Here is a 20,798-nt window from a genome sequence, read left to right as displayed (position 1 = left end):
CGGCCACCTCGGCGGTGGCCGGGCCGGGCGGGCCGGACGTCAGCCGAAGTCGGGCAGTTCGTCGCGGGTGATGACGTGGGCGTGGTTGTAGACGTACCGCAGGTGGCTGGTGGAGTTGCTCACCGTCAGGTGGTTGCCGTGCCAGGTGTTGAACAGCACCCAGCGGGCCCCGGAGGACTGCAGCCGCGCCGGATCGGGGATCGGGCCGTTCTCGTGCAGGGCGATCGGCCGGGAGGGCCCGACGACGGCGTACGTCCGGTCGAACATCGCCTTCAGGGGGTCGTAGTTGCCGTCACCGGCGTAGGTGTCGGCGCCGCCGATGTCCACGTACTGGCTGCCGGGGTAGAAGGCGCTGTTGGGCTCGCCGTTGAAGCCGTGCAGCCAGATGAGGTTGTCCAGGCCCTTGACGTTGGTCATGTAGTCGTAGGTGAAGCGCCACAGCCGGTTGTACTGGCTGCCGCCCTCCATGCTCCACCAGAACCAGGTACCACCGGCCTCGTGATAGGGCCGCCAGATCACGGCCGCACCGGCGTTCTCCAACTGCTGGAGCTGGGCCGAGACGCCGTCCAGACGGCTGATGATCAGCAGGGCCAGATCCACATCAAATGGGACGAGGATGATGTCCGCCGGGCTGCCGAGTTCCTCCTCGGGGTCACCGAGAACGAGGCGATCAACCTCTTGGCGACCATCGCGTCCAAGGGAACGGTGGAGCCCGACGACGTGCTGCGCCTGGCCCGGTCCATGGACCGTATCTTCAGCGACCTGACCGGCCTGGAACGCGTCCATCTCAACGCCGCCGAGTACCAGGTCGGCGGGCTGGGCAACCTGCGAGCCTGGCTGGCCCGCAGGCACCAGCTGACCCAGGCTGATCTGCGCGGCACCAGTCTGTGCCCGCCGCGCGGCGTACTGCTGGTGGGCGTGCCTGGCTGCGGCAAGTCGCTGTCCGCCAAGGCCGTGGCGGCCGAGTGGGGACTGCCGCTGTACCGGCTGGACTTCAGCAGCATCCACGGCAAGTACCTGGGCGAGTCCGAGAACCGACTCCGCGAGGCGCTCGACTCGGCAGACCGGGTGGCGCCGTGCATCCTGTGGATCGACGAGATCGAGAAGGGCCTGGCCGGGCGAGATGATGGCACCGGAGTGCCCCAGCGGATCATCGGGCAGTTCCTGTTCTGGCTCCAGGAGTCCCGCTCCCGGGCGTTCGTCGTGGCCACCGCCAACGAGGTGCGCAGTCTGCCGCCCGAGCTGATGCGTAAGGGCCGCTTCGACGAGCTGTTCTTCGTCGACCTGCCGGAGCCGGAGGAACGACGGGAGATCATCGAGCTGTACTACCGGCGGTACGTCAAGGCGGAGCCGGATCCGGACTTGGTCGCCAGTCTGGTGGACCATTCCGAGGGCTTCGCCGGTTCCGACATCGAGTCCGCGCTGCACGATGTCGGCGCGGAGAGGCTCCTGGGCGGAGGGGTGGACAAGCTGCGACCGTCGTTTGTCGAGGAAACGTTCGTCAACACCGTCCCCCTGAGCCGCACCAATCCCGAGCAGATCGATGACATCCGCGCCTGGGGCCGTGAGCGCGCGATTCCCGCGGGGCGCTCCGCATCCACCGCTTCCGCTGCCGCGGGAACGGGCGGCCCGCGGCGGCGCATCCTCTACCTGAGTGAGGACGCTCCCTCGTGAACTGCCACCCGCTGGGGTTAGGGCTCGGCCCACCGGGGTCCTCGGTCGCCGTCGTCGGCGGGGGCCCCCGGGTCGGATCGGGGTCGATTCCGGGTTGGATGCTGTGAGCGGGTGCGATGGGCTCTGGGGCGTGTTGTCTCAGGTCAGAGCAGTTCACGACGGCTGGACCCAGGGCCCGGCGGGGGCGTCGGGTGAACCCGGCGTACAGGCCGACTCGTCCGCCGCACTCCCATTTGCGCAGGTCAGAGGTGTCGTGCGGAGGGTGATCACGTGGCCCGGGTCGAATTCCGTGTCTCTCGTGGTGCTCCGGCGTCAGGTGTAGTTGGTCGCGACGCTCACAGCGTGGTGAAGCCTGGACCAGAGCTGAACGCGTATGTGGGGTGCGGCGTGACGTTGGGTAACGGTGGGAGGGCCGGTCGCCCGCGCTGCCCAAAGAGGACAGGACGGCCAGTACTCGACGCGAACGTCCGCCTGCGACGAGATGCTGGTACTTCGCCGCGGTGAGCTCTCACATACCTCCCGATTGTCCGCATGGCTGGTTTGCCCTGGCCGACATGGGATGGACCTGGACGAGACGGCCGGCTAACGCACCGCCGCGAAGATGCCCTGTTTCTGGGTGCCGTCCAGTTCGAGTTGTTCGGCGAGGAAGTCGTACGTCGGCGCCGACGCGGCCTGGGCACGGCATAGCTCGGGGGACCCGCCGCGCGACGACGGCACGGCCGGTGCTGGGCGCGGTGGGCTTCGTCCTGGGCCAGTGGGCCGCTTGCGCCGGATGGACGAGGCACGGCCGTCTCACCGGTCGGCTTCCTTGTGAGCCCGTCGAGCATCGCCGCGTGACCACCCGGTCGGCCAGAGTCGAGGTGGGGAGCGTGGTTCAGCGCGCGCTGGTGCCAGCCCACAAGCTCGCGCAGTCGAGGGAACGCCGTGACAAGGCGGATCGCGAAGCGCTTGAGGCGGCGCCGCGTCGGGTTGACGATCCGTACGAAGCAGCGGCGCACGTCACAGCTGCCCAGGGTAGTCGCGGTCTGGCCGCACCATGGAACGGGTAGAACGCACAAACCCGGGAGGGGGACGAGGGGGATGCCGTGAGCGATCAGAGTGGTGACGGCCGGACCGACGGGCAGGGCGGCGTGGCCGGGATACGGGCCTGGGTGGCCAGCGCCGTCGGCCAGGCCGATGCGCTGCTCCGCGGCAGTAGTGGTGGTGGCGAGGGGCATGACCAGGTCGTGGACCACCTCACCAGGATCCAGGCGCTGCTGCCCGAGGACGACCCAGCACGGGCGAAGGTGGTGCCGCGCCTCGGCCTCCTCCTCGCCCACCGTTGCTACACCGGCCGCGCACGGCCGCCGGAGCGGGAAACCGCCCTGCGCCACCTGCGCTGGACCCATCGCTACGGAGACACCGGCGACCCGCTGGCGATCCGGGCCCGGCTCCTGTTGATCCCGATGCTGCGGTCCAAGCCCGCGGACGGCTCTGGCCTCGACGGCATGCTCAGGGAGGCCGCACTCGCCGGCGGCGATGGCACGCTCAAGAGCATGGTGCTGCGCCAGATGGAGGAGATCAGCGACGTCATCGACAGCCTCAGGACCGTCACCCTCCCCCCGCACCTGCGCAAGCAACTCGACCGGATCCAGCGGTTCGTCACGCGGTTGACGCCGGGAGAGGGCGAGGCGGTCGAGGACACCCTGACGGACCTGGTCGAGCAGCTTCCCGGGGGCGGCGATCCGGGTCTTCGCGCGCTCGTGAGGCTGGTGCGGGGCGGGTCCGGGCCCGACGCGGCGCGGGAGTTGGTCGGCCAGGGCGTGACCGATCCGGACGCGGTCCGGCTCGGCGGGTTGCTGGCCCGGTTGCGCGGGGCCGCCCTCCGGGAAGACGCCAGCCCTGACGCGACCCCCGCCGTGCTGGAGTCGCTGGACGAACTGCTGCGCATCCTGCCGGAGAGCACCCCGGCGCGCGCCGAGTGGGCGACGTTACGGGCCCGCCTGCTGCTGGCTTTTGAGGCGGAGGCGCCTGGCTCCGCCGGCTGGGCCGCGGCGGGGGCCGCCGCCGCGGTCGACCTCGCGTCCGACGACTCGCCCGTGCCCGACTGGCCGGGACGCGCCGCGCAGGAGCGAGGGCTGGCCGCCTACGGCGACATGATGCGCGCCGCCCGCCAGGGCGATCCCGAGCTCCTGGAGCGCGCCGCCGCCCGGCTCCGCGAGACGATCCACACGCTGCCGGAGGAGAGCCGGGAGGCCCGGACCGCCCGCGCCGACCTCGCCCGCCTACTGACCCAGGCGACGTTGCTCTCCGGCAGCCTCCAGGACGCCGATGCCGCCGTGGCGCAGACGCGGGCCCTTGTGGAGAGGCTCGACCGGGAGGGGCGCGACGCGCGGCCGGACGACGCGTTCATGAACATGCAGGCGACGGTCACCGGCGCCCTGGAGGAGCTGGAACTCGCGCGGCGGCAGGGCGACCCGTCCGCGCTGTCCCGAGTCTTCGGCGACGTCCAGGAGCTGTACGAGAGCCTGCCGGCTGACCACGCATGGCGTCACCTGGTCGCCGGGACCCTGGGTACCGCACACGCAACGCAGGCGCAAGGGCGGCAGGGCCAGGACCGTGCTGTCCACATCCGGCAGGCCAAGCGATACCTGCGGGAGGCCGCCGCCGAACACGCCCCGCAGGCGCTCGCCGCGTACCTCCCCTTCACCCGCGCCGTCCTGCTGGCGCAGCTGACCGGGCTGGAGCCCGACCGGGAGGCAATCGACGAGGCGATCACCGCGATCCGCCAGGCCCTGGACGGCCCTCAGATCGTCCATCGCCAGGAGGCGACGCTGCGCCACGCGCTCGGCCAGGTGCTGCTCCGCGCGGCCACGATGGACCAGGACCACGCGCTGCTCAACGAGGGCATGGCCGAGCTGGAACGGGCCCGCGACCTCACCGCCCAGCGACGCGGCACCGGGGCGTTGACGACGCTGTCCGCCTCGTACGTCCTCCGCTCGCTCGTCGGCCGCGAGCGCGGTGCTTCCGGCGCCGACCGGGTCGCTGGCCGGGACGCCGACGTGACCGCGGCGCTGGCCGCCAGCCGTGAGGCGCTGGCTGAGCTGGCCGCCGACGTGCTGCTCCAGCTGGGCGCCGAGCACGGCCTGGCCACGGCCCGCAGCGGTGCCGCCCACGCGTTGGGGGCGGCCGGCTGGGCGGCGCATCACGGGCGGGCCGCCGAGTCAGTCGAGGCCCTGGAACTGAGCCGGGCGCTGGTGCTGCGCGCCGCCGCCGCGTCCCGGGACGTTCCCGGGCTCCTTGCGGAGCGCGGCCACCCGGAGCTGGCCGAGGAGTGGCGCGGGGCCGTTCCCGGGGACCCGTTGCGGCCGGGCGCGGCGGAGGCGTTCCTGCGGCGGGCGGACGGGCAGTCCGGGCCGATGCTGCCGAGCGCGCTGCGGCGCAGGGCGCTGGAGGCGTTGGACGTCCGGGAAATGCTCGCCGTTCCCGGGTCGCGGGAGCTCACGGCAGGGCTGGCGGCCGGTGGTGTGGACGCCCTGGTCTACCTGCTGCCCGGGGCGAACGAGGGCGCCACCGGTCACGCTCTGCTGCTCTGCCCCGGCCAGGACGCTCCCAGGATCCTGCCCCTGCCACGCCTCACCCTGACCAGCCCGGTCCTGCGCCGGTACCTCGATGCCGCCGCCAGACGGCACGAGGCCGAGGAAGAGTGGCAGGCCGCGCTCGGCGAGCTATGCGCGTGGGCGTGGCCCGCTGCGATGGGACCGGTGCTGGAGGCGTCCACTCAGGGGCCAGGGTCCGTGCCCCGGATTGTGCTCGTGCCGTGCGGCCCGCTCGGCGTCGTCGCCTGGCACGCCGCCCGGGTCGGCGACGGCCGGGGATGGCGTTACGCCTGCCAGGAGGCCCTGATCAGCTACGCCCCCTCCGGCGGCGAGTTGCTGCGGGCGGTAGCCCGGCGGCGGCTGCCGGTCGACGGCGGACAGGTGTTGGTGTCCGATCCCTCGCTCACCCTGGTCTGGTCGGAGATCGAGGCCGAGACGCTGCGCGCGGCCTACTACCCGGACGCGCTGCGGTACGGGGAGTTCCCGTTCGCGTCGGACGCCGACGACCCGCCCGACGCGGCGGGCACCGTCGCCGACCTCCTCGCCGTGCTCCCCGGTGGTGAGAACGGTGCTGAGCAGGGTGGGGGGGACAGCGGCGGCGGCAGGTCACCTGCCGTGATTCACGTCGCCTGTCATGCGGTCGCCGGGCCCCGCCCCACCCTGTCCGCGCTGCAACTGGCCGGCGACGAGGCCCCGCTGACCGTGGCCCGCATTCTGGATGGCGCCGCCGGACTCCCTCCGGACGCCGCCGGGCCGCTCGTCGTGCTGAGCGCCTGCGAGACCGACCTGAGCACCCGGGACCACGACGAGGCCCTCACCCTCGTCACGGCCCTGGTGGCGCGCGGCGCGGTGGACGTGGTGGGCTCCCGCTGGGCCGTGAGGGACGGCGCGACGGCGGTGATGATGGCGGTCTTCCACCATTTCGTCGCCGTCGACAGCCGCGCCCCCGCCGACGCGCTGCGCGAGGCCCAGCTGTGGATGCTCAACCCCGAACGCCGACCCCCGCCCGCCCTTCACGGGCCGCTGCTGGTGGAGGCGGACCGCCGCGATCTGCAGGAGGTCCACAACTGGGCCGCCTTCACCCACCAGGGCAGTCCCGCCCCAGCGGCAGCTCTCCGCCCCCGGTCCGTGCAGGGGTAGCGGCGCCGGGGAGAGACGCCCCTCCAGAGTTTTTCCCGTTTCGCAGGGCTCCACTTCCCACGGCGCACCATCCGTAGAGCTCCCGTCGACGCAGTCGCCCTCCTCGGCGTGGAAGACGCTGCCCACGCTGTGCTGGTAGCTGAGACACAACGTGAGGTCATCGGCGCCGTAGTTGATGGCCCAGTCGGCGTCGTCCGAATCCCCGTACTCGGAACAGTCCGGGACGTCCGTGCTGCTGGTGATGACGTCCACCACCTCGAACACGCTGTCCCCGCACGTCGCCGGCTCCAGAGCCGACTCGTCCGGGGTCCCCGGGATCTCGAAGCAGTCGCCCACCCCGGCGTCCAGGACGGGGTCGGGCGTCGGCTCGGGGTCGGGCGTGGGAGTGGGGTCCGGCTCAGGCACGTAGTCACCGTCGAGGGCCTCGTACTCGTCCCACTCCGGTGCCGTGTCACTGGAGGGCGGGCTGGACGGAGCCGGGCCGTCGTCGCTCCCGTCGTCGTTGTCCGCCAACGCCGCCAGGCCGAGCAGTGTCAGGAGGAACACGACGACGCACGAGCAGCCCCGGGACCGTTTCCAGCGTCCTCCTCCGGCTCCTTCACCGCCTCCCTCGAACGGTTCGTCATCGTCGTCGTCGAATCCGTCGTCGCTCACGAACCGCTCTCTCCCTCAGCTTGGCAGGCCCGCAGCAGCGGTCGGGCCAAGCCCGCCATGCGAACGGCGGCCGCTGGTCCAGGGACAGGGCCAGGGACGGTCACGGTGAACTCCTCCTTAGCCAGGACATGTCCGATTTGGTGGGGTCGCAGCGTAGCGAGGCGAACTGGGTGATAGGGGGCGCAAGCGTCCGAGGGTGGTGCTTTTCCGGGCATGTTCCGGCCGGGACTCCGGCGGGCACACCGGAATGTCGAGATGGGAGCCGAGGGACCGGTAGCTGAGGCGCTGGAAAGCCGAGCGCCGCAGCGCGGTGCTGGCTTCCGCATCTTCCTCCCCGGCCATCGCGTCAGCCCGACGAACGTTCCGTTGTCGCAGCGGGGTTGCCCTGGTGGGTGAACGCGGCCCAGTGGTGTATCTGGTGGAGGTCGGTGCGGGTGGCCTCTCGGAGGAGCGGGTCGCGGAGGGTGGGTGGGGGTTGACGGTTCGGGTCGAGCATCCACAACTGAGCGGCGCGGAGTGCGTCGGCCGGCGCAAGGCGCTGGCCGGTCAGGAAGTCGTGGAAGACCGTCATCATCACCGCCGTGGTGCCGTCGTTGACAGCCCAGCGGGAGCCGATCACATCCGCCGCGCCCCTGGCGACCAGGGCAGTGGAGAGGGTCAGGGCCTCGTCGTGGTGGCGTGTGCTGAAGTCGGTCTCGCAGGCGCTGAGCACGACCAGCGGTCCCGCCGAGCTGGACGTCTCGCCCGCCGCGCGGTCAAGGATCCTGGCGACAGTCAACTCGCCGTCAGCGAGCGAGAGCGCGGACCGCGTGGGGCTCGCCCCGGCCAGCCCGTGGCAGGACACGTGCACCAGCGCCGCCGGTCGGCCGCCACCGGGCAACACGTCGAGGAGATCGTCACATGTCGCGGATGCGTCGGGAGCCCCGTCGGTCCTCGGGAACTCGCCGTAGTGCAGGGCGTCCGGGTAGACGGAAGCACGCAGCGCCTCCGTCTCGATCTCGGACCACACGAGAGTGAGTCCCGGGTCGGCGACCAGCACGCGGTGTCCGGTGGTGGGCAGCCGGTCCCGTGCCATGGCCCGCAGGAACTGGGCTCCTGAGGGCGCGTAGCTGAACACCGCGTCCTGGCAGGCGTACCGATAGCCACCCAGCGGAACGGTCTTCCGCGCCGCGTGCCAGGGGACGACGCCGAGCGGCCCGCAGGGGATCAGGACGATCCGTGGCGGCCGACCCAGGCGTTCCAGGGCGGCGAGGACCGGCTGGATGGCCGCGGGCCACGCCCAGTCGCACAGATCATCCAATGCCGCCTGCCAGTCCGCTTCTGACGCCGCTTGCGACGAGTCGGGCGAGGCCGCGTCAGTGGCGGTCTGGAAACGCGCGGAAGCGGCGTTGAGGTAGCGCTCTAGTGAGTGGCTGCCGGGAGAGAGCAGCAACGGCAGCGGTAACACGGTGGGAGCGGCGGCGCCGGGGCGGAGGACCACCGCCCGGCCGGGGATATGAGGGCTGAAGCCCTTGCCGGGGAGGAGGTAGACCAGTGCGTCGGCGCCCGAGGCGGCGAGACCCGCCGTCAGTTCGGCAACGTCGGGCGTTCCGAGCAGGTCCCGCGCGCCGGTGCCACTCCCCGCGCTCAGTGCGGCGAGTGCTTGACGTCGCAGGCTGCTCGGGAACTGGCCGACGGTCCTCAGCGGGACCAGCGCGGCGCCCCCCGGCCGGTGCGGATCCTCCGGAGCCTCCGCCTTCCATCGCTCGGCCAGGTCCGGATAGCCGTTAGTCGCCAGGAGTTCGGGAACGCTGTGCGAGGTCGCGGCCGTATGGAGCACCAGGCCGCGGCCCAACTCCAGTGCCTCCACGGCCTCGGCCGGGCGGCGGTTCTCAGCGCACCGGAGAGCCAGCCACAGTGCGTGGCGGGACGCGCCCCGGGCCACGGAGAGGCCGTGATCGGCGCCGAACTGGAGGAGAACCTCGGCGGCCATCTCCTCCAGCGCCTCGCGCCGGGCGTTCATGCTGGCCTTTCGGTCCTCGCTTGCGCGGGGACCTCCGGTGATCGCGCTCGTCCAGTAGGCGTCGGACAGAACCGTCAGCGGCTCCGAGTTCGACGGCAGGCCGTGGCCCGCCGCGACCAGTGCGCGGACCCGGTTCAGCTCGGATATGCACAGGTCGAGCAGGCTGAGATCTTCGCGATGTTTCGTCGCGCGCAGCAGGGCTCGGCCGAGGGCGAACCGTAGTCCAGCTTCCATGTAGGGGGAGGCCCGTTTCGCCTCGGCAACTCGGTGGACCTCGGTGATGGCGCGACGCATCGCCTCTCGGCTGGAGGTGATCTCGGCCAGTTCGATCATCAGGCTGGCCCGCACGACGGGAAACGCGATCAGTGGTGGCACCCGGGCGGGGTCGGTCTCCACCACCTCGCGGAAGTACCCCGCGGCGATGTGGAGTTCCGCCTGGGCCCCCGTGCGGGTGGCACGTTCCTTGTGAGCCCAGCCCAGCTGGGCGGCCACCATAAGGCGGACGCCGTCGTTGGGCGGCAGGGACGAGTACAGGTGGCTCAGCTTCTCTATCAGGGTCTCGGTCAGACGCGACAGCCCGGCAGGGTCGAGACCGCGGCGTGCCCGGGTCACCTCGAGGTGAGCGCTGAACACCGACAGGAAGCCGTCGGGGTCGCCGGCGGTGCCCAACTCCTTCACCATCACCGCCGCCGCGGTGATGTCCTGGCGGCTGCCACCGATCCATCCCGCGGTGGCGACGCGCTGCGCGAGGAGGGACGCCAGGTGCCTTCGGGTGGCCGTGACCCCCTCGCCGTGCTCCGGGAGCGCGTCCAACTGCTCTCGGATCCAGGCCGCACTGCGCTCCAGACGCCCGACGTCACCGTTCGACACCCACTGGTTGTCGATCGAGCTGAACAGGATCGTTTCGAGGCTGAGCTCTCCCCGCCACGCCGAACGGGCGTTGGGGTCGGGATCCGTCCCCAACGCGACCGGGTCCACCTCGGCGGCGTCCGTCATCTCCGGGACCAGGAAATTGCCCTGTGCCATCAAAGCGGCGTGGAACTTGGCCATGCGCATCCGCTCGGGCGCGTCGGCCGGCAACGCGAGCATCGCCTCCCGGGCCAACCGCACACCGTTGCCGACGCGTGCGGCCAGCAGCCGGGGCTCCTCACCGCCCGTTCTCAACTGAGCCAAGAGCTCCCGCAGCGGCGCGAAAATCGGCTCGGTCAGGTCCAGTGCGGCCAGTTCCTCGTCGGCCTGTTCGGCGGAGACGCGGCGACCGTTCACGGTCACACACAGCCACACCAGAAGCCGCGTGAACGCGAAGGCGTCCCGCGAGGCCAGGGCCACCAGTGCTTGAACGGCATCGGCCAGTGCCTCCTCTGCCAGGTTCGCGCTGGACGACCCACCGGTCACCGCCGCGACTGGCCTGGCTTCCGGAGCCTCCTCAGGTGGCTCCGCCTCCTCTGACCCCGGCCGCTGCGGAAGAGACGGTAACCCTCCCTCGGACGGGCCGGGCAGGCAAGAGAGCATCGCCGCGACGCGCTCCATGAGCCCCAACCCCGTCTCTCGCATCTTCGTGTCCCCGGCAACGATGCGGCCAAAGACCTCCACGGCCTCTGTCAGGTCCCTCCGCAGGGATTCGACCTGGTCGGCCGGCGCCGCTCCGTCGCGCAGATCCTGAGGAATCTCCTCGGGGGCCAGCAGCTCTCCCAGCTGACTCCGGGCCCTCATCGCGAGCTGGTCGTTCAGCGGTCTGGCACGGTCTACCCAACGCAGATGGCGCAGGGCGGTCTCCCGCTCGTCGGAGTCGGCGTCGGGCCGTCTCCTGAGCCGAACGTGCAGGAGAATGCCCAGCCAGGGCACGACGCTGACCCGGGCCGGGTGGTCCGTGGGCAACATTCTCTCCACGGTCGTGAGGTGTTCGATCACGAACCGCAACGCGGTCGCGGGTGGTTCGTTCCGGCTGCGGCGCCACAGCTCGTTGGCCTGGCGGACAGCGACAGCAGCCCAGGCCCGGAGCGCAACGGCGGCGTCCCCGACGTCGACGTCGTTCCGCCGCTTCTCCTCGGTCACGCGTCCCGCCGTGTGCCGCCGGTCGTCCGGGTTCGTCTCCGAGGAGATGATGCGCCCGACCAGTTCCAGGCGGCGCTGGGTGCGGTCAAGGCGCTGCCGCTCCACCGCCGGCAGCTGAACGGCGGAGAGCCGGTCGAGGATCCCGCACGCCTCGACCAGTTCGGGTGCCGGGGCATGGGGCGTGAGGCGGCCGCGCCTGCCGAAGGCAAGCGCCTCACAGAGCACGCCGTCATCGGACGCCGCGTGTTCGTGCAACACGCGGTTGGGCACGAGCAACTGGAGCAGGACCAACCGGGCGGAGGTGGTGAGTCCGTCGTCGGGGCCCTGGCGGTCGACCCGGCGCAGGCGGCGCAGGGCTTCGGCGCGGTCGTCCGGGCGGGCGGCGGAATCCGTGCTGCGGGCGGCGAGCAACAGGCCGAGGGTCGCCGCCAAATGGCGGCGCGGCGGGGCGTTGTCGGGCAGCAGCCGCTCGATGCTGGATAACTGGTCGATCAGCTGGTCCAGCTCCCGCTGCTCGTCGGGGAGGAGGTTGAGGCCGCGCATCAGGTCGTCGGCGTATCCGGCGGCAGCCGAACGCCGCACGGCGCGGACGGCCGCTTTGAGCTTGCCGATGTGGGGGTGTGGGTCGGACATGTGGCTTCCTCGGTCTTCCCTTCGTACTTACTCGCGTAGCGGCAGCGTCAGGTGATGGCCGGTCGGGGCAGCAGCGGCCCGCCGTTCGAACGAGAACTGGCCGACACCCTCAGCGTGCGTGCGCAGTTCGTGTGCACTGCAACGTCCGCGACGACCATCTGGTCCGCCACCACGGCAAGGACTACGCCTAGCACCATCGGTCTGGTCTGGCACAACCTGCGCCTGCGCTGGACGCACCCCTCCTTCAGACGTCCGACGCGCTCCACCGCTGTGCCTCGCCATCCGGCGGCACGATCGCGGCCTTCAGCCCTGACAGGAGTTGGTTGGCGACCGACCGGCCTGCGGCCGTACCCAGATCGTGGGTCACCAGCGGGGTGATCGACACCGCTCCCGGTCCGCAACGGTCACCGAACAGCACGAACGCCCGTCGCGGCCGACACCGGTGCGACTGCCATGTCATGCCCTGGGCCCATGGGGCGCTGCGCCGCAGCGCCTGTGCCCAGCACCGGGTCTGCGGGTAGTCCGCCCTCCCGTCGGCCTCCACCAACCAGCCGTCCTGTCCCACGGCTGCCAGGTCCTCCTCCGTCTCCAGCGCGATCAGCTGCAGCGGCTCGACGGTGCACAGTCGCGACAGCGATCGGCGCTCGGTCATCGCCCGTGGGACCAGCCGCGACCCGTTGGTGAACTCCATCCCCCGCAGTAGCACCTCTGCCAGCGCGGTGACCGGTTCGTCTCCGACGTACAGGCTGGTGTAGGGGTCGGCGTCGGTGCCGTCAAAGCGGCCGCCGCCGAAGTGGGGGTGTGCGGGCAACGGATTGAAGTCCCCGGGACGGTAGGCGGTGAGATGGCAGCGCCACAGCTCGGTGCCGTCCGGTATCGCCACGCGGCGTGGCGACAGGTCCTTCGGATCCTGGGACGGGGGGTATGCCGGCATCAGTCCCCCTCCACCAGCGCCTGGGCCGCCTCGGCGAGCAGCGCGTCCGGCACCTGTCCGATGAGTCGGGCCGGTGCTCCACCCAGCCAGCGGTTTCCGCCCAGCCACCAGTCGGCCGCGCCCCAGGGATCCTGGTCGGCCAGCAGCAGCCGGTTCACCTGCCGCACTACGGGCAGCGGGCTGCCGTCGCGCGGGGCGAACTGGAACTCCGGGTAGCGTGGGCCGCGTTCCGGATCGAGCAACCGGATGAGGCCCGCGGCGAGGGGGTCGGCAGCGCTCACTGGATCGAGCTCGGCGTCCGAGCGGGATGGCTCGGCGAGGAGCCGCCGCCGCGCCGCCGCGATCACATCCCGTGGATCCGGCAGCGAATCAAGCACCTCCAGCAGCTCCAGGACCCGTTCCGGCGCCAGATTCAGCTGCCCGGCGGCGTGCCGCGGCTGGTCCAGCGCCGCCCGCCGCACCCGACTGTCCAGCGGCAGCGGAATCAGAGCGCGGCGCACGTCCAGCAGCGCCCGGCGCACGTCCTGCTCGTTCTCCCCGGCGCGGGCCAGTTCGGCCAGCGCTTGGCGCAGCGCGTCAAACTCCTCCGCTGTCAGGCTCTCGCGCACGTGATCCTGGTTCTCGGCGATGAGTCGCAGCAAGTCCTCAGCGTTCATCGGCCTTGTGCCTCCTGCGGATTCGCCTGGTGGACGAAGGCCCACAGGTCGGCGTTCGCCGCGACGATGGGCGGCGCCGCGTCGCGCAAGGCTCCACGGGAGTCGAGTGCGAGGATCCTCGGGCCTGGGCCGGGTGGCAGGCGCGGACATGGATCCGGGTGCAAAGTGGATGGCGGGCTGTCGCCGCGCCAGCCTGGGCCACTCCTCCCCGGGGTCGGTCGGAGTGCACTCCCAACAGGTAATGCCTGCTGTCCAGGCAGCTGGGACGGCCAACACCGGGCGCGGCGTCCGGCGGCTCGGTCAACCGTCAGCTCCTGCTCGGGGGCGACAAGCTGACGGGCCATTCGTACCGTCAGCCTTGGTCGGCCCTCAGGCCGCTGCGGCACACAGCCCCCAACCATCGATCTGGGCCGCACGCGATTCACTACACACACGAGAACTTCCTCGATCCCCACTCCGGCTCGACTCACCGCGGCCATCGAGACTCCTCTTCCCACCATCTCGCGCCATTGTTTCGGTGGCGAGCCCTCCCAGGCACCCCCCGTGGACGCCACGGACGGAAATCGCCCTGGCATTGCCCAGCTGCGGGTCTGGGCACGTCCAGCGGGTGGTCTTTGCATGGTGGATGAGGGAGGAACCGCGGCCAGAGTCGGAGGCGGCACACTCGCCGCACTCCCGTTTGCGCAGGTCAGCGGAGTCGCAATCGAAGGCAGTCGGGTGGTTCGGGTCGCATCACGGGTGCCAGGGGGTGCTCGGGGGGTAACCGCGGTCGCTGTCGCCACTCACGGCGTGCCACGACGAGTTCCGCCGGCGGGCCGCTGACGCGGTTCCGGCGGGGGTGGTCAGGTGTGGTCGTGGCGGGGGAGGTCGAGTAGCACGATCTCGCAGTTGTAGTGCTGTGAGGCCGTCATCGAGCCGCGGAACCACAGCAGGGGGGTTCGCGAGGGATCGCCGGGTGCCACGATCGGGCGCAGGTTGTCGACGTCGGAGTCCTCGGTGACGGGGGCCCAGTGCCAGGTGGATCCGCCGTCCGGCGTGCGGGCGTGGTAGATCTCGTGATGTGCCAGCGCGGAGCCGGTGCGCGGGTCGACGGGCGTGGAGACGTAGACGGAGTCCAGGTCGTAGGGGTCGATCGCGGCGAGTCCCGTGTAGTCCTCCTCGTGGGGCATCAGGCCGGGCCCGGCCTTGGTCAACGGGTGGACGCGCCACTCGCCGGCGGGCGAGAGGCGGGCGTAGAAGAACCGGAGGTCGGGGGCGGGCCGCGTGCCGTGGTACTGCTCCTGCGCCGCGTCCGGGGTGCGCCCGGCGCGGGCGGTGAGCACCGCGGCCACGGTTCCGTCGGGGGATCGCCGGATGTCGCTGGTCCAGCAGTGCGACATCCACGCGCCGTCCCGGTGCGAGTTCGCGGCCAGGACCGTGGTCAGGTTCGCCTGCGAGGAAGCCGTGCCGCTCGGGGACGCGGCGTCGAGCACGCTGCCGTCGCTGCGGTGCAGCGCTCCGTCCCACAGGTATCCGTGGTAGATCGAGTTGTCGTAGTCGCGCGGGTGGTGGTCGGTGGTGATCAGGTCGATGCGCCCCTGATCGCCGTGGTAGCGGGTGTAGCCGTTGACGTAGCCGACCTTGGGGCGGGTGAAGAGCTTGCCCGCGTAGGACCAGGTGTCGCCGTCGTCGTCCGAGACGAGTGCGCACTGGTCGTCGTTGACCGCTCGGGTGAAGCAGTAGAGGCGACCGCCCATGGAGCGGAGGTTCGCGTAGGTGACGCCGCGGCCGTCGGTCAGCTCGCTCCAGTCGAAGGTCCGTTCCTCGCCCCACGTGGTCGGGTCGCCGCGCTCGCTGATCCGCCAGCGGGTCAGGTCGTCGCTCTTGTGCTTGGTGTAGACCGCCAGCCAGCGGCCGTCCGAACGCCGCCACAGCGCCGGCGCGTCGTGGTCGTCGGTCTCCAGGGCCTCGTGCAGGACGACGACCGTGCTCGTTCCCGTCCGCAGGTCGACCACCGTGAGTTCCACGTTGCCGGAACGCGCCGCGCCGCCTGGCCCCTCGGCGGCCGCGATCGAGCCGACCACGAGGGTCCGGGTCCGCGGGTCGACGAGTGCGCGTTCGTCCTGGAACCAGCACCAGGCGCCGTTGTCGTTGATGACCGTCGGCCTGGCGTGGTGGTGGTTCGGCGCAGTCATGGGGGGTGGTTCCCTTCGGATGGTCGACGTGGTCGCGGCGCGGTCGGGCGTGTGGGTCAGGCGACGCGCCCCTCGAAGGTGACGAACGAGTGGGCCGGCAGGTGGACCCGCAGGCCCCGGTCGGTCACCTTCACCTGGTCATGGGGCCACGGCGCCACCGCCTCGGGCTGCTCGGGCGTGTTGTGGGTGCGCAGGGTCGGGGCGGTGAGGACGTGGGCCCGGTCTGGGCGATGTTCGCCATCACGAGACGGTCCGCGTGCCGGTGGAAGATGTCGGGGTGGAGGCTCGCCATCAGGGCGCCCGCAGCACTTCTGACGTTCCACCAGGTGCGCCACTCGTCGAGGATCAGGCCGACCGATCTGTGCGGCTCGTAGGTGTCCATCACGTTGGAGTGGCCGGTCAGCGCCTCGTCGATGCCGGCGGCCTGGTCATCGTACGGTAGTACTCATCGGTGTCGAAGACCGTCGCCACGCCCCTGTCCAGTCGCCGTAGCGCTGGCTCGGCCCCCGCGTCGCCCGCGCGAGCGCTGTCGGACCGATTCCGGTTTGCGTGGTATCAGGGCGGTCGGGACGTTACTGTGGGTGGTGGTTTCGTCGCGGATGTCTGTGCGCGTATCGCGGAGCAGTGAGCGCGGCTGGTGGCAGCGGGGTGGTCCTCGCGGCTCTCGGTGGGGGTGGGTATGCGTTTGCGGATCGGTGACAGCGTCTTGGCCGGTGAAGGTGGTAGGGCTGCGGACTTGACGGGCGATTTCGCGGACTGGCTGACGAGCCATCGTGATGTGAGCCGGTACGCGGAGATCCGCCGGTTGCGGCCGCCCGCGGCGGATGGGGCGATGTCGGGTGAGTTGGTGGAGTGGATCGGATTGACGCTCTCCTCTGGCTTCTCGGCTGCCGCGCTGGTCTACGCGCATCTGTCGTTCCGTGCGTCTCTTCCACCAGGGCAGCGGCCCGGCGCGCGGATGGTCATCGAGCACAACGGAGTCCGCGTCGTCGTGGACGAAGGCACCGCTGAGGACGTCGCCCGCATCGCACGTGCCCTTGCCGCTCCGCGGCCCGAGTGTTCGGCGGGCGGTTCGCCTTCTGCTGGTGCCGGGGGTGGTGGCTGTGCGGGTTCCTGATCCGGCGGGTAGCCAGGCGGTACTGATCGGTGTCGAGGCCTACGTGCATGAAGCCCTGGCTGCGATGCCTGCGGCGGCTACAGGGGCGCACCGGTTAGCCGGGTTGGTGCGTGATGCGTCGGTGTGGGGCCTGCCTGCCACCCACGTTCGGGTGTTGGGCGGCGGAGTCTCCGCGGACGAGGTGCTGGCGGCGGTTCGGGAGGCGGCGCGCCAGGCCAGCGACACGCTGGTGGTGTACTTCGCTGGCCACGGGCTGCGGGACCGCCAGGAGAGGCTGTACCTGGCGTTGGCCGGAGCCGACGCCGACTACCCGCAGATCGGGACGCTGCCCTACCGGACGCTACGCGACGTGGTGCGGCAGGTCGGATACCAGGCCCGCTACCGGGTCGTCGTCCTGGACTGCTGCTACAGCGGCCTGGCCGGCAGCATGTCGCGCACCACCACCCCCACCCGGTTCGAGCTCGCACATGCCCTCGACGAGCCCGCAGGCGGGATCGGGTCCTGCGACGGGGATGGGGATGACTACGGGGACTGTGTGCTCACCTCCGCCCCTGCCACCCACCGCTCGTTCGTTCCGCCGGGAGCGGAACTGCCGGAGTTCACCGGCGAACTGATCGACATCCTCGAGGGAGGCATCACCGGAGCTGGCGCCACGGTGAGCTTGGAGGATGCCTGGCTCCTGGCGCAGGCGCGCATGCGCGGGCGGGGCAGCCCAGAGCCACAGCAGTTCGCGCAGAACACCGTCGCGCGCCGTATCGGCCTGCGCAACCGCGCCAGCGGAACCGGCTCCACGAACGCCGAGAGATCCTCAGTCTCGGAGCGAGAACAGGCCGATGCCGTCCGTATCCAGTCAGCGGTTGATTTCCTTGCTGCGAGGGAACGCAAGCTGGGCGCCGATCACCGCAAGACTCTGAACACGCGCGAGTGGGTGGCCCATCGCCGAGGGATGTCCGGGGATGTCGCGGGCGCGATCAGGGATCTTCACGCCCTTGTTCCGCACATGCAACGCGTCCTGGGCGCGGAGCATCTCGACACCCTGAAGGCTCGCAACGAACTGGTCCGCTGGCTGGGGAGGGCCGGGCACTCCCGCGCCGCCCTTCGCGAATGCCGTTCCGTTCTCGACGACCGGCTTCGCATTCAAGGCGCGGATCACCCCGACACCCTGGCCACCCGTTCCCTGCTGGCACACCAGCTGGGCGACGCCGGCGAGCACGCGGCCGCCGCTCGGGAACACGCCGCCGTTGCCGGCGAGGAGGCGCGACGTGGAAGACCAGATCACCCCAACACCCTGAGCACCCGTTACCTGCTGGCCCACCAGTCGGCGATGGCGGGAGAGATGGCCGCGGCCACCAGGGAGGCCGTCGCCCTGCTGGCTGACCGCCGACGCGTCCTGGGAGTGGAGCACCCGGACACCCTGGCCAGCTGGCAGCAGGTGGCTTACAGCCTCATCGAAGCCGGCAACCCGGCCGCCGCCGTTCACACCCTCGCCGCCCTCCTCCTCCACCGGCTTCGCGCCCAAGGACCGGACCATCCCGATACCCTGGCCACTCGACACTCGCTGGCACACCAGCTGGGCGAAGCGGGAGACCCAGAAGCAGCCGCCCAGGAATACGCGGCCCTCGTCCCTGTGGAGGCACGCATTCTGGGCCCGGACCATCCGGACACCCTGGTGACGCGATACTCCCTGGCACGCGCGATGGGTGAAGCGGGAGACGCGGCGGCTGCCGTCCGGGAGTACGCTGCGCTGCTTGCCGACCGTCGACGCGTTCTGGGCGCGAATCATTCCGACACCCTGACCACCTGGCAACAGCTGGGGTACTGGGTCGGCCAGTCCGGGGATCCGGCCGCTGCCGTCAGGGAGTACACCGCGTTGGTGCCCGTCATGAAACGCGTTCTGGGGCCGGATCACCTCGACACCCTGAGCAGCCGATTCCAGTTTGCGCTCCAACTGGGTGAAGCGGGGGACCCGGCCGCAGCCGTCAGGGAGTACACCGCCCTTGCCGAGGAGGAGGAAAGGGTTCTAGGACTCGACCATCCCCTCACCATGAACACGCGCTTCCAGTTGGGCTACTGGCTGGGTGAGGAAGGGGACCCAGTCGGCGCCGCTCGGACGTTGACTGCGCTCGTTGCTGATCGCCAACGTGTCTTGGCGGCGGATCATCCGGATACCCTCGCTGCCCGACACGAGTTGGCATATCAGTTGGGTGAAGCGGGGGACCCGACCGCCGCCGTCGACGAGTACGCCGCGCTCATCCCGGAAGAGGAACGGATCCTGGGTTCGGAGCACCCCGACACCCTTACCAGCCGATTCGAACTGGCGCGCTGGCGTGGAAAGGCCGGCGACCCAACCGCCGCCGCCCAGGAGTATGGCGTTCTGGTTCCCATAGAGGAACGGGTCAAGGGACGGGAACACCCCGACGTTCTGGTAAGCCGCTTTCAACTGGCCTACTGGCTAGGCCAAGCAGGCGACCAGGCCGCCGCCGTCGGGCAACTGACCACTCTCTTGTCTGACCAGCGCCGCGTTCTGGGCCCAGAGCATCCCGACACCACCAGAACTCACGAGGAACTGGACCGCTGGCACGTGAAGCCCGACCTGCCGATCAATGGCATCCAGCCGGAGGCCGCTGTGGAACCAGGCACGGCTCCGAACTCCTGAGACCTCATGTGCATCCAGCCCATAGCGGTCCGACCGACGGGAATATCCACCCTGTGAGCGGGTGCGGTGGGCTCTGAGGGGTGTCGGCCCAGGTCGGGGCCGTTCAGGACGGCTGAGCCCATGGGCTGGCAGGGCCGTCGGGGGAACCCGGCGTACAGGCCGACTCGTCCGCCGCGCAGCCCTCTGCCACTGGTCAGAGGGCTGCGCGGCGCCTTCAAGATCGCCGAGGTCGATCTGGGGGTCGATTTCGCCTGTCGGAGTCGTTTCGGTGGTGGCCGGCAGCCCGTCAGTCCGCCTCCGGTGTCCGGGGCGTGTGGTGTTGGCGGTAGTGCTCGGCCAGGAGGTCGTCGCCGAAGTCGTCGTTGGGGGTGCGCCAGACCGAGTGGATGTGGTTGCCGTCGTCCTGGGTGTTGTCGTGTTCGATGAGCAGCACGGGGCCCTGGATACGGAAGTAGTGCCGGTCGCCGGGTGACGTGCCACCGGCCCAGGCGAATGCCAGGTTCTCCAGGCCGGCCCGTTCGATCCTGCGGAGCTGCGCCGCCGCCACGTCCGAGGGCAGCCGCCCGGCGAACGCCGCAACGATGGCGAGGAGGGCGTTCAGCTGGGGTTTCTGGAGCATGCGTCCCGACAGGCCCTTGGGCTCGTCGCGCACGTAGCTGAGGATGTCGCGCTCGGCCTCGCTCAGCACGTGCCCGGGGTCCGGCGGAGCCACCGCGTCCGGCCGCTCGATCTCACCGATCCTGGGCGCGATGCGGGTCGCGAAGTCCGGCGGTGAGCGATGGTGGATGATCGCGGAGCCGCGCTGGTCGGGGCTGAGCGAGTTGACGAACCGGAAGCCGGCCTCCTCGTCGTCGGCGAGTGGGGCGAGCGTGCCGAACCTGGCCGGCTCCGCGCCAAGGAAGGACGGCGTCGGGGACACGTGACGTCCGTCCACGACGGTGAAGTTGAGCGAGACGTGATGCCCGGCGAGCTGCCATCCCCACGCCCCGCTGTCACCCGGGCGACCGAACACCTTGAAGCAGTAACGTCCCGGATCGAACAGGTCCGCGCCGGCCGGGCTTCTCGCGGCGGTCAGCGCGCGGAGCACGTGCTCCATGGCCATCACCGAGACCACCTTGGCGTAGCCGGGCATGCTGGTGCCGGACACGATCAGCTCGTGCGCCAGCTTGCGTTGCGTGTCGTCGAGCGCGCCGATCGGCAGGCCGTCGCGTTGCCTGGTGGGCAGGAACGACCAGTCGCGCCGCTGAGCCTCGTCGGCGAAGTCGAAACTCACCCTGTCCCGCTGCGCGTCGGTCAGCGCCGCCAGGAGGTTCGTTGCGGCACCGGCCATCGCGCTCGCCGTCTCGGGCACGGGCAGTGACAGTTCGTTCACCGTTGTCCATCCTCAAACTTCTCCGAAGTGTTCAGAACGCCAGCGTACGGTCTGGCCCCGTCCGACACCCCGAGTGCGGCGGAGGATCGCAACTCGTACGCGGGCGCACTCACGCGACGCGACAACGCGGCGCCGTAGCTGGCGGCGCGGCCC

Annotated in this window: 10 protein-coding genes and 1 pseudogene; 4 read left to right on the top strand and 7 right to left on the bottom strand. The window is 70.9% G+C overall.

Annotated features, from left to right (window positions below):
- Positions 1–39 precede the first annotated feature (39 nt).
- Positions 40–594, bottom strand: coding sequence for a glycosyl hydrolase (locus tag ABGB06_RS36220; RefSeq protein ID WP_347598805.1), 555 nt, complete (start codon positions 592–594; stop codon positions 40–42).
- On the opposite strand from ABGB06_RS36220, the pseudogene ABGB06_RS36215 reads away from it, so the two are divergent.
- Positions 595–1,674 (top strand): annotated as a pseudogene (locus tag ABGB06_RS36215) (AAA family ATPase); the annotation flags it as partial. It lies immediately after the preceding gene.
- Between the two features lie 582 nt (positions 1,675–2,256).
- Here ABGB06_RS36215 and ABGB06_RS36210 read toward each other — a convergent pair.
- The gene (locus ABGB06_RS36210) at positions 2,257–2,391 is read right to left on the bottom strand and encodes a hypothetical protein (RefSeq protein ID WP_347598784.1); all 135 of its coding nucleotides are present in this window, start codon (positions 2,389–2,391) and stop codon (positions 2,257–2,259) included.
- Between the two features lie 368 nt (positions 2,392–2,759).
- Here ABGB06_RS36210 and ABGB06_RS36205 point away from each other — a divergent pair, with 368 nt between their 5' ends.
- Positions 2,760–6,392, top strand: coding sequence for a CHAT domain-containing protein (locus ABGB06_RS36205; RefSeq protein WP_347598781.1), 3,633 nt, complete (start codon positions 2,760–2,762; stop codon positions 6,390–6,392).
- A 1,000-nt stretch (positions 6,393–7,392) separates the two neighbouring features.
- Here ABGB06_RS36205 and ABGB06_RS36200 read toward each other — a convergent pair.
- The 4 genes from ABGB06_RS36200 to ABGB06_RS36185 form a co-directional block, all read right to left on the bottom strand.
- A complete protein-coding gene (locus tag ABGB06_RS36200) occupies positions 7,393–11,736 on the bottom strand; it encodes a CHAT domain-containing protein (protein WP_347598778.1) in 4,344 nt (1,447 codons plus the stop codon).
- 244 nt (positions 11,737–11,980) lie between these two features.
- On the bottom strand, positions 11,981–12,670 hold the full coding sequence (locus ABGB06_RS36195; RefSeq protein ID WP_347598775.1) for an RES family NAD+ phosphorylase: 690 nt from the start codon (positions 12,668–12,670) through the stop codon (positions 11,981–11,983).
- On the bottom strand, positions 12,670–13,326 hold the full coding sequence (locus ABGB06_RS36190) for a hypothetical protein (protein WP_347598772.1): 657 nt from the start codon (positions 13,324–13,326) through the stop codon (positions 12,670–12,672). Before ABGB06_RS36190 ends, ABGB06_RS36195 begins: the two co-directional genes overlap by 1 nt.
- Positions 13,327–14,168: 842 nt before the next feature.
- The gene (locus ABGB06_RS36185; protein WP_347598769.1) at positions 14,169–15,500 is read right to left on the bottom strand and encodes a BNR-4 repeat-containing protein; all 1,332 of its coding nucleotides are present in this window, start codon (positions 15,498–15,500) and stop codon (positions 14,169–14,171) included.
- Between the two features lie 679 nt (positions 15,501–16,179).
- Here ABGB06_RS36185 and ABGB06_RS36180 point away from each other — a divergent pair.
- Entirely contained in the window at positions 16,180–16,617 is a 438-nt protein-coding gene (locus ABGB06_RS36180) for a hypothetical protein (RefSeq protein ID WP_347598766.1), read from the top strand.
- Positions 16,586–19,273, top strand: coding sequence for a tetratricopeptide repeat protein (locus ABGB06_RS36175; protein WP_347598763.1), 2,688 nt, complete (start codon positions 16,586–16,588; stop codon positions 19,271–19,273). The genes ABGB06_RS36180 and ABGB06_RS36175 overlap by 32 nt, the downstream gene beginning before the upstream one ends.
- A gap of 286 nt (positions 19,274–19,559) precedes the next feature.
- On the opposite strand, the gene ABGB06_RS36170 is transcribed toward ABGB06_RS36175, so the two are convergent.
- A complete protein-coding gene (locus tag ABGB06_RS36170; protein WP_347598760.1) occupies positions 19,560–20,645 on the bottom strand; it encodes a DUF3500 domain-containing protein in 1,086 nt (361 codons plus the stop codon).
- Positions 20,646–20,798 lie beyond the last annotated feature (153 nt).

The organism is Streptomyces sp. B6B3 (assembly GCF_039871525.1).
Classification (GTDB): Bacteria; Actinomycetota; Actinomycetes; order Streptomycetales; family Streptomycetaceae; genus Streptomyces.
The sequence above is the reverse complement of the archived record's forward strand: the minus strand, read 5'-3'. Positions and strand labels throughout refer to the sequence as shown.

Excerpts from the sequence above, each read along its gene's own strand:
- ABGB06_RS36200 (WP_347598778.1), bottom strand. The coding sequence starts at position 11,736 with ATGTCCGACCCACACCCCCACATCGGCAAGCTCAAAGCGGCCGTCCGC.
- ABGB06_RS36195 (WP_347598775.1), bottom strand. The coding sequence starts at position 12,670 with ATGCCGGCATACCCCCCGTCCCAGGATCCGAAGGACCTGTCGCCACGC.
- ABGB06_RS36190 (WP_347598772.1), bottom strand. The coding sequence starts at position 13,326 with ATGAACGCTGAGGACTTGCTGCGACTCATCGCCGAGAACCAGGATCAC.
- ABGB06_RS36185 (WP_347598769.1), bottom strand. The coding sequence starts at position 15,500 with ATGACTGCGCCGAACCACCACCACGCCAGGCCGACGGTCATCAACGAC.
- ABGB06_RS36180 (WP_347598766.1), top strand. The coding sequence starts at position 16,180 with ATGCGTTTGCGGATCGGTGACAGCGTCTTGGCCGGTGAAGGTGGTAGG.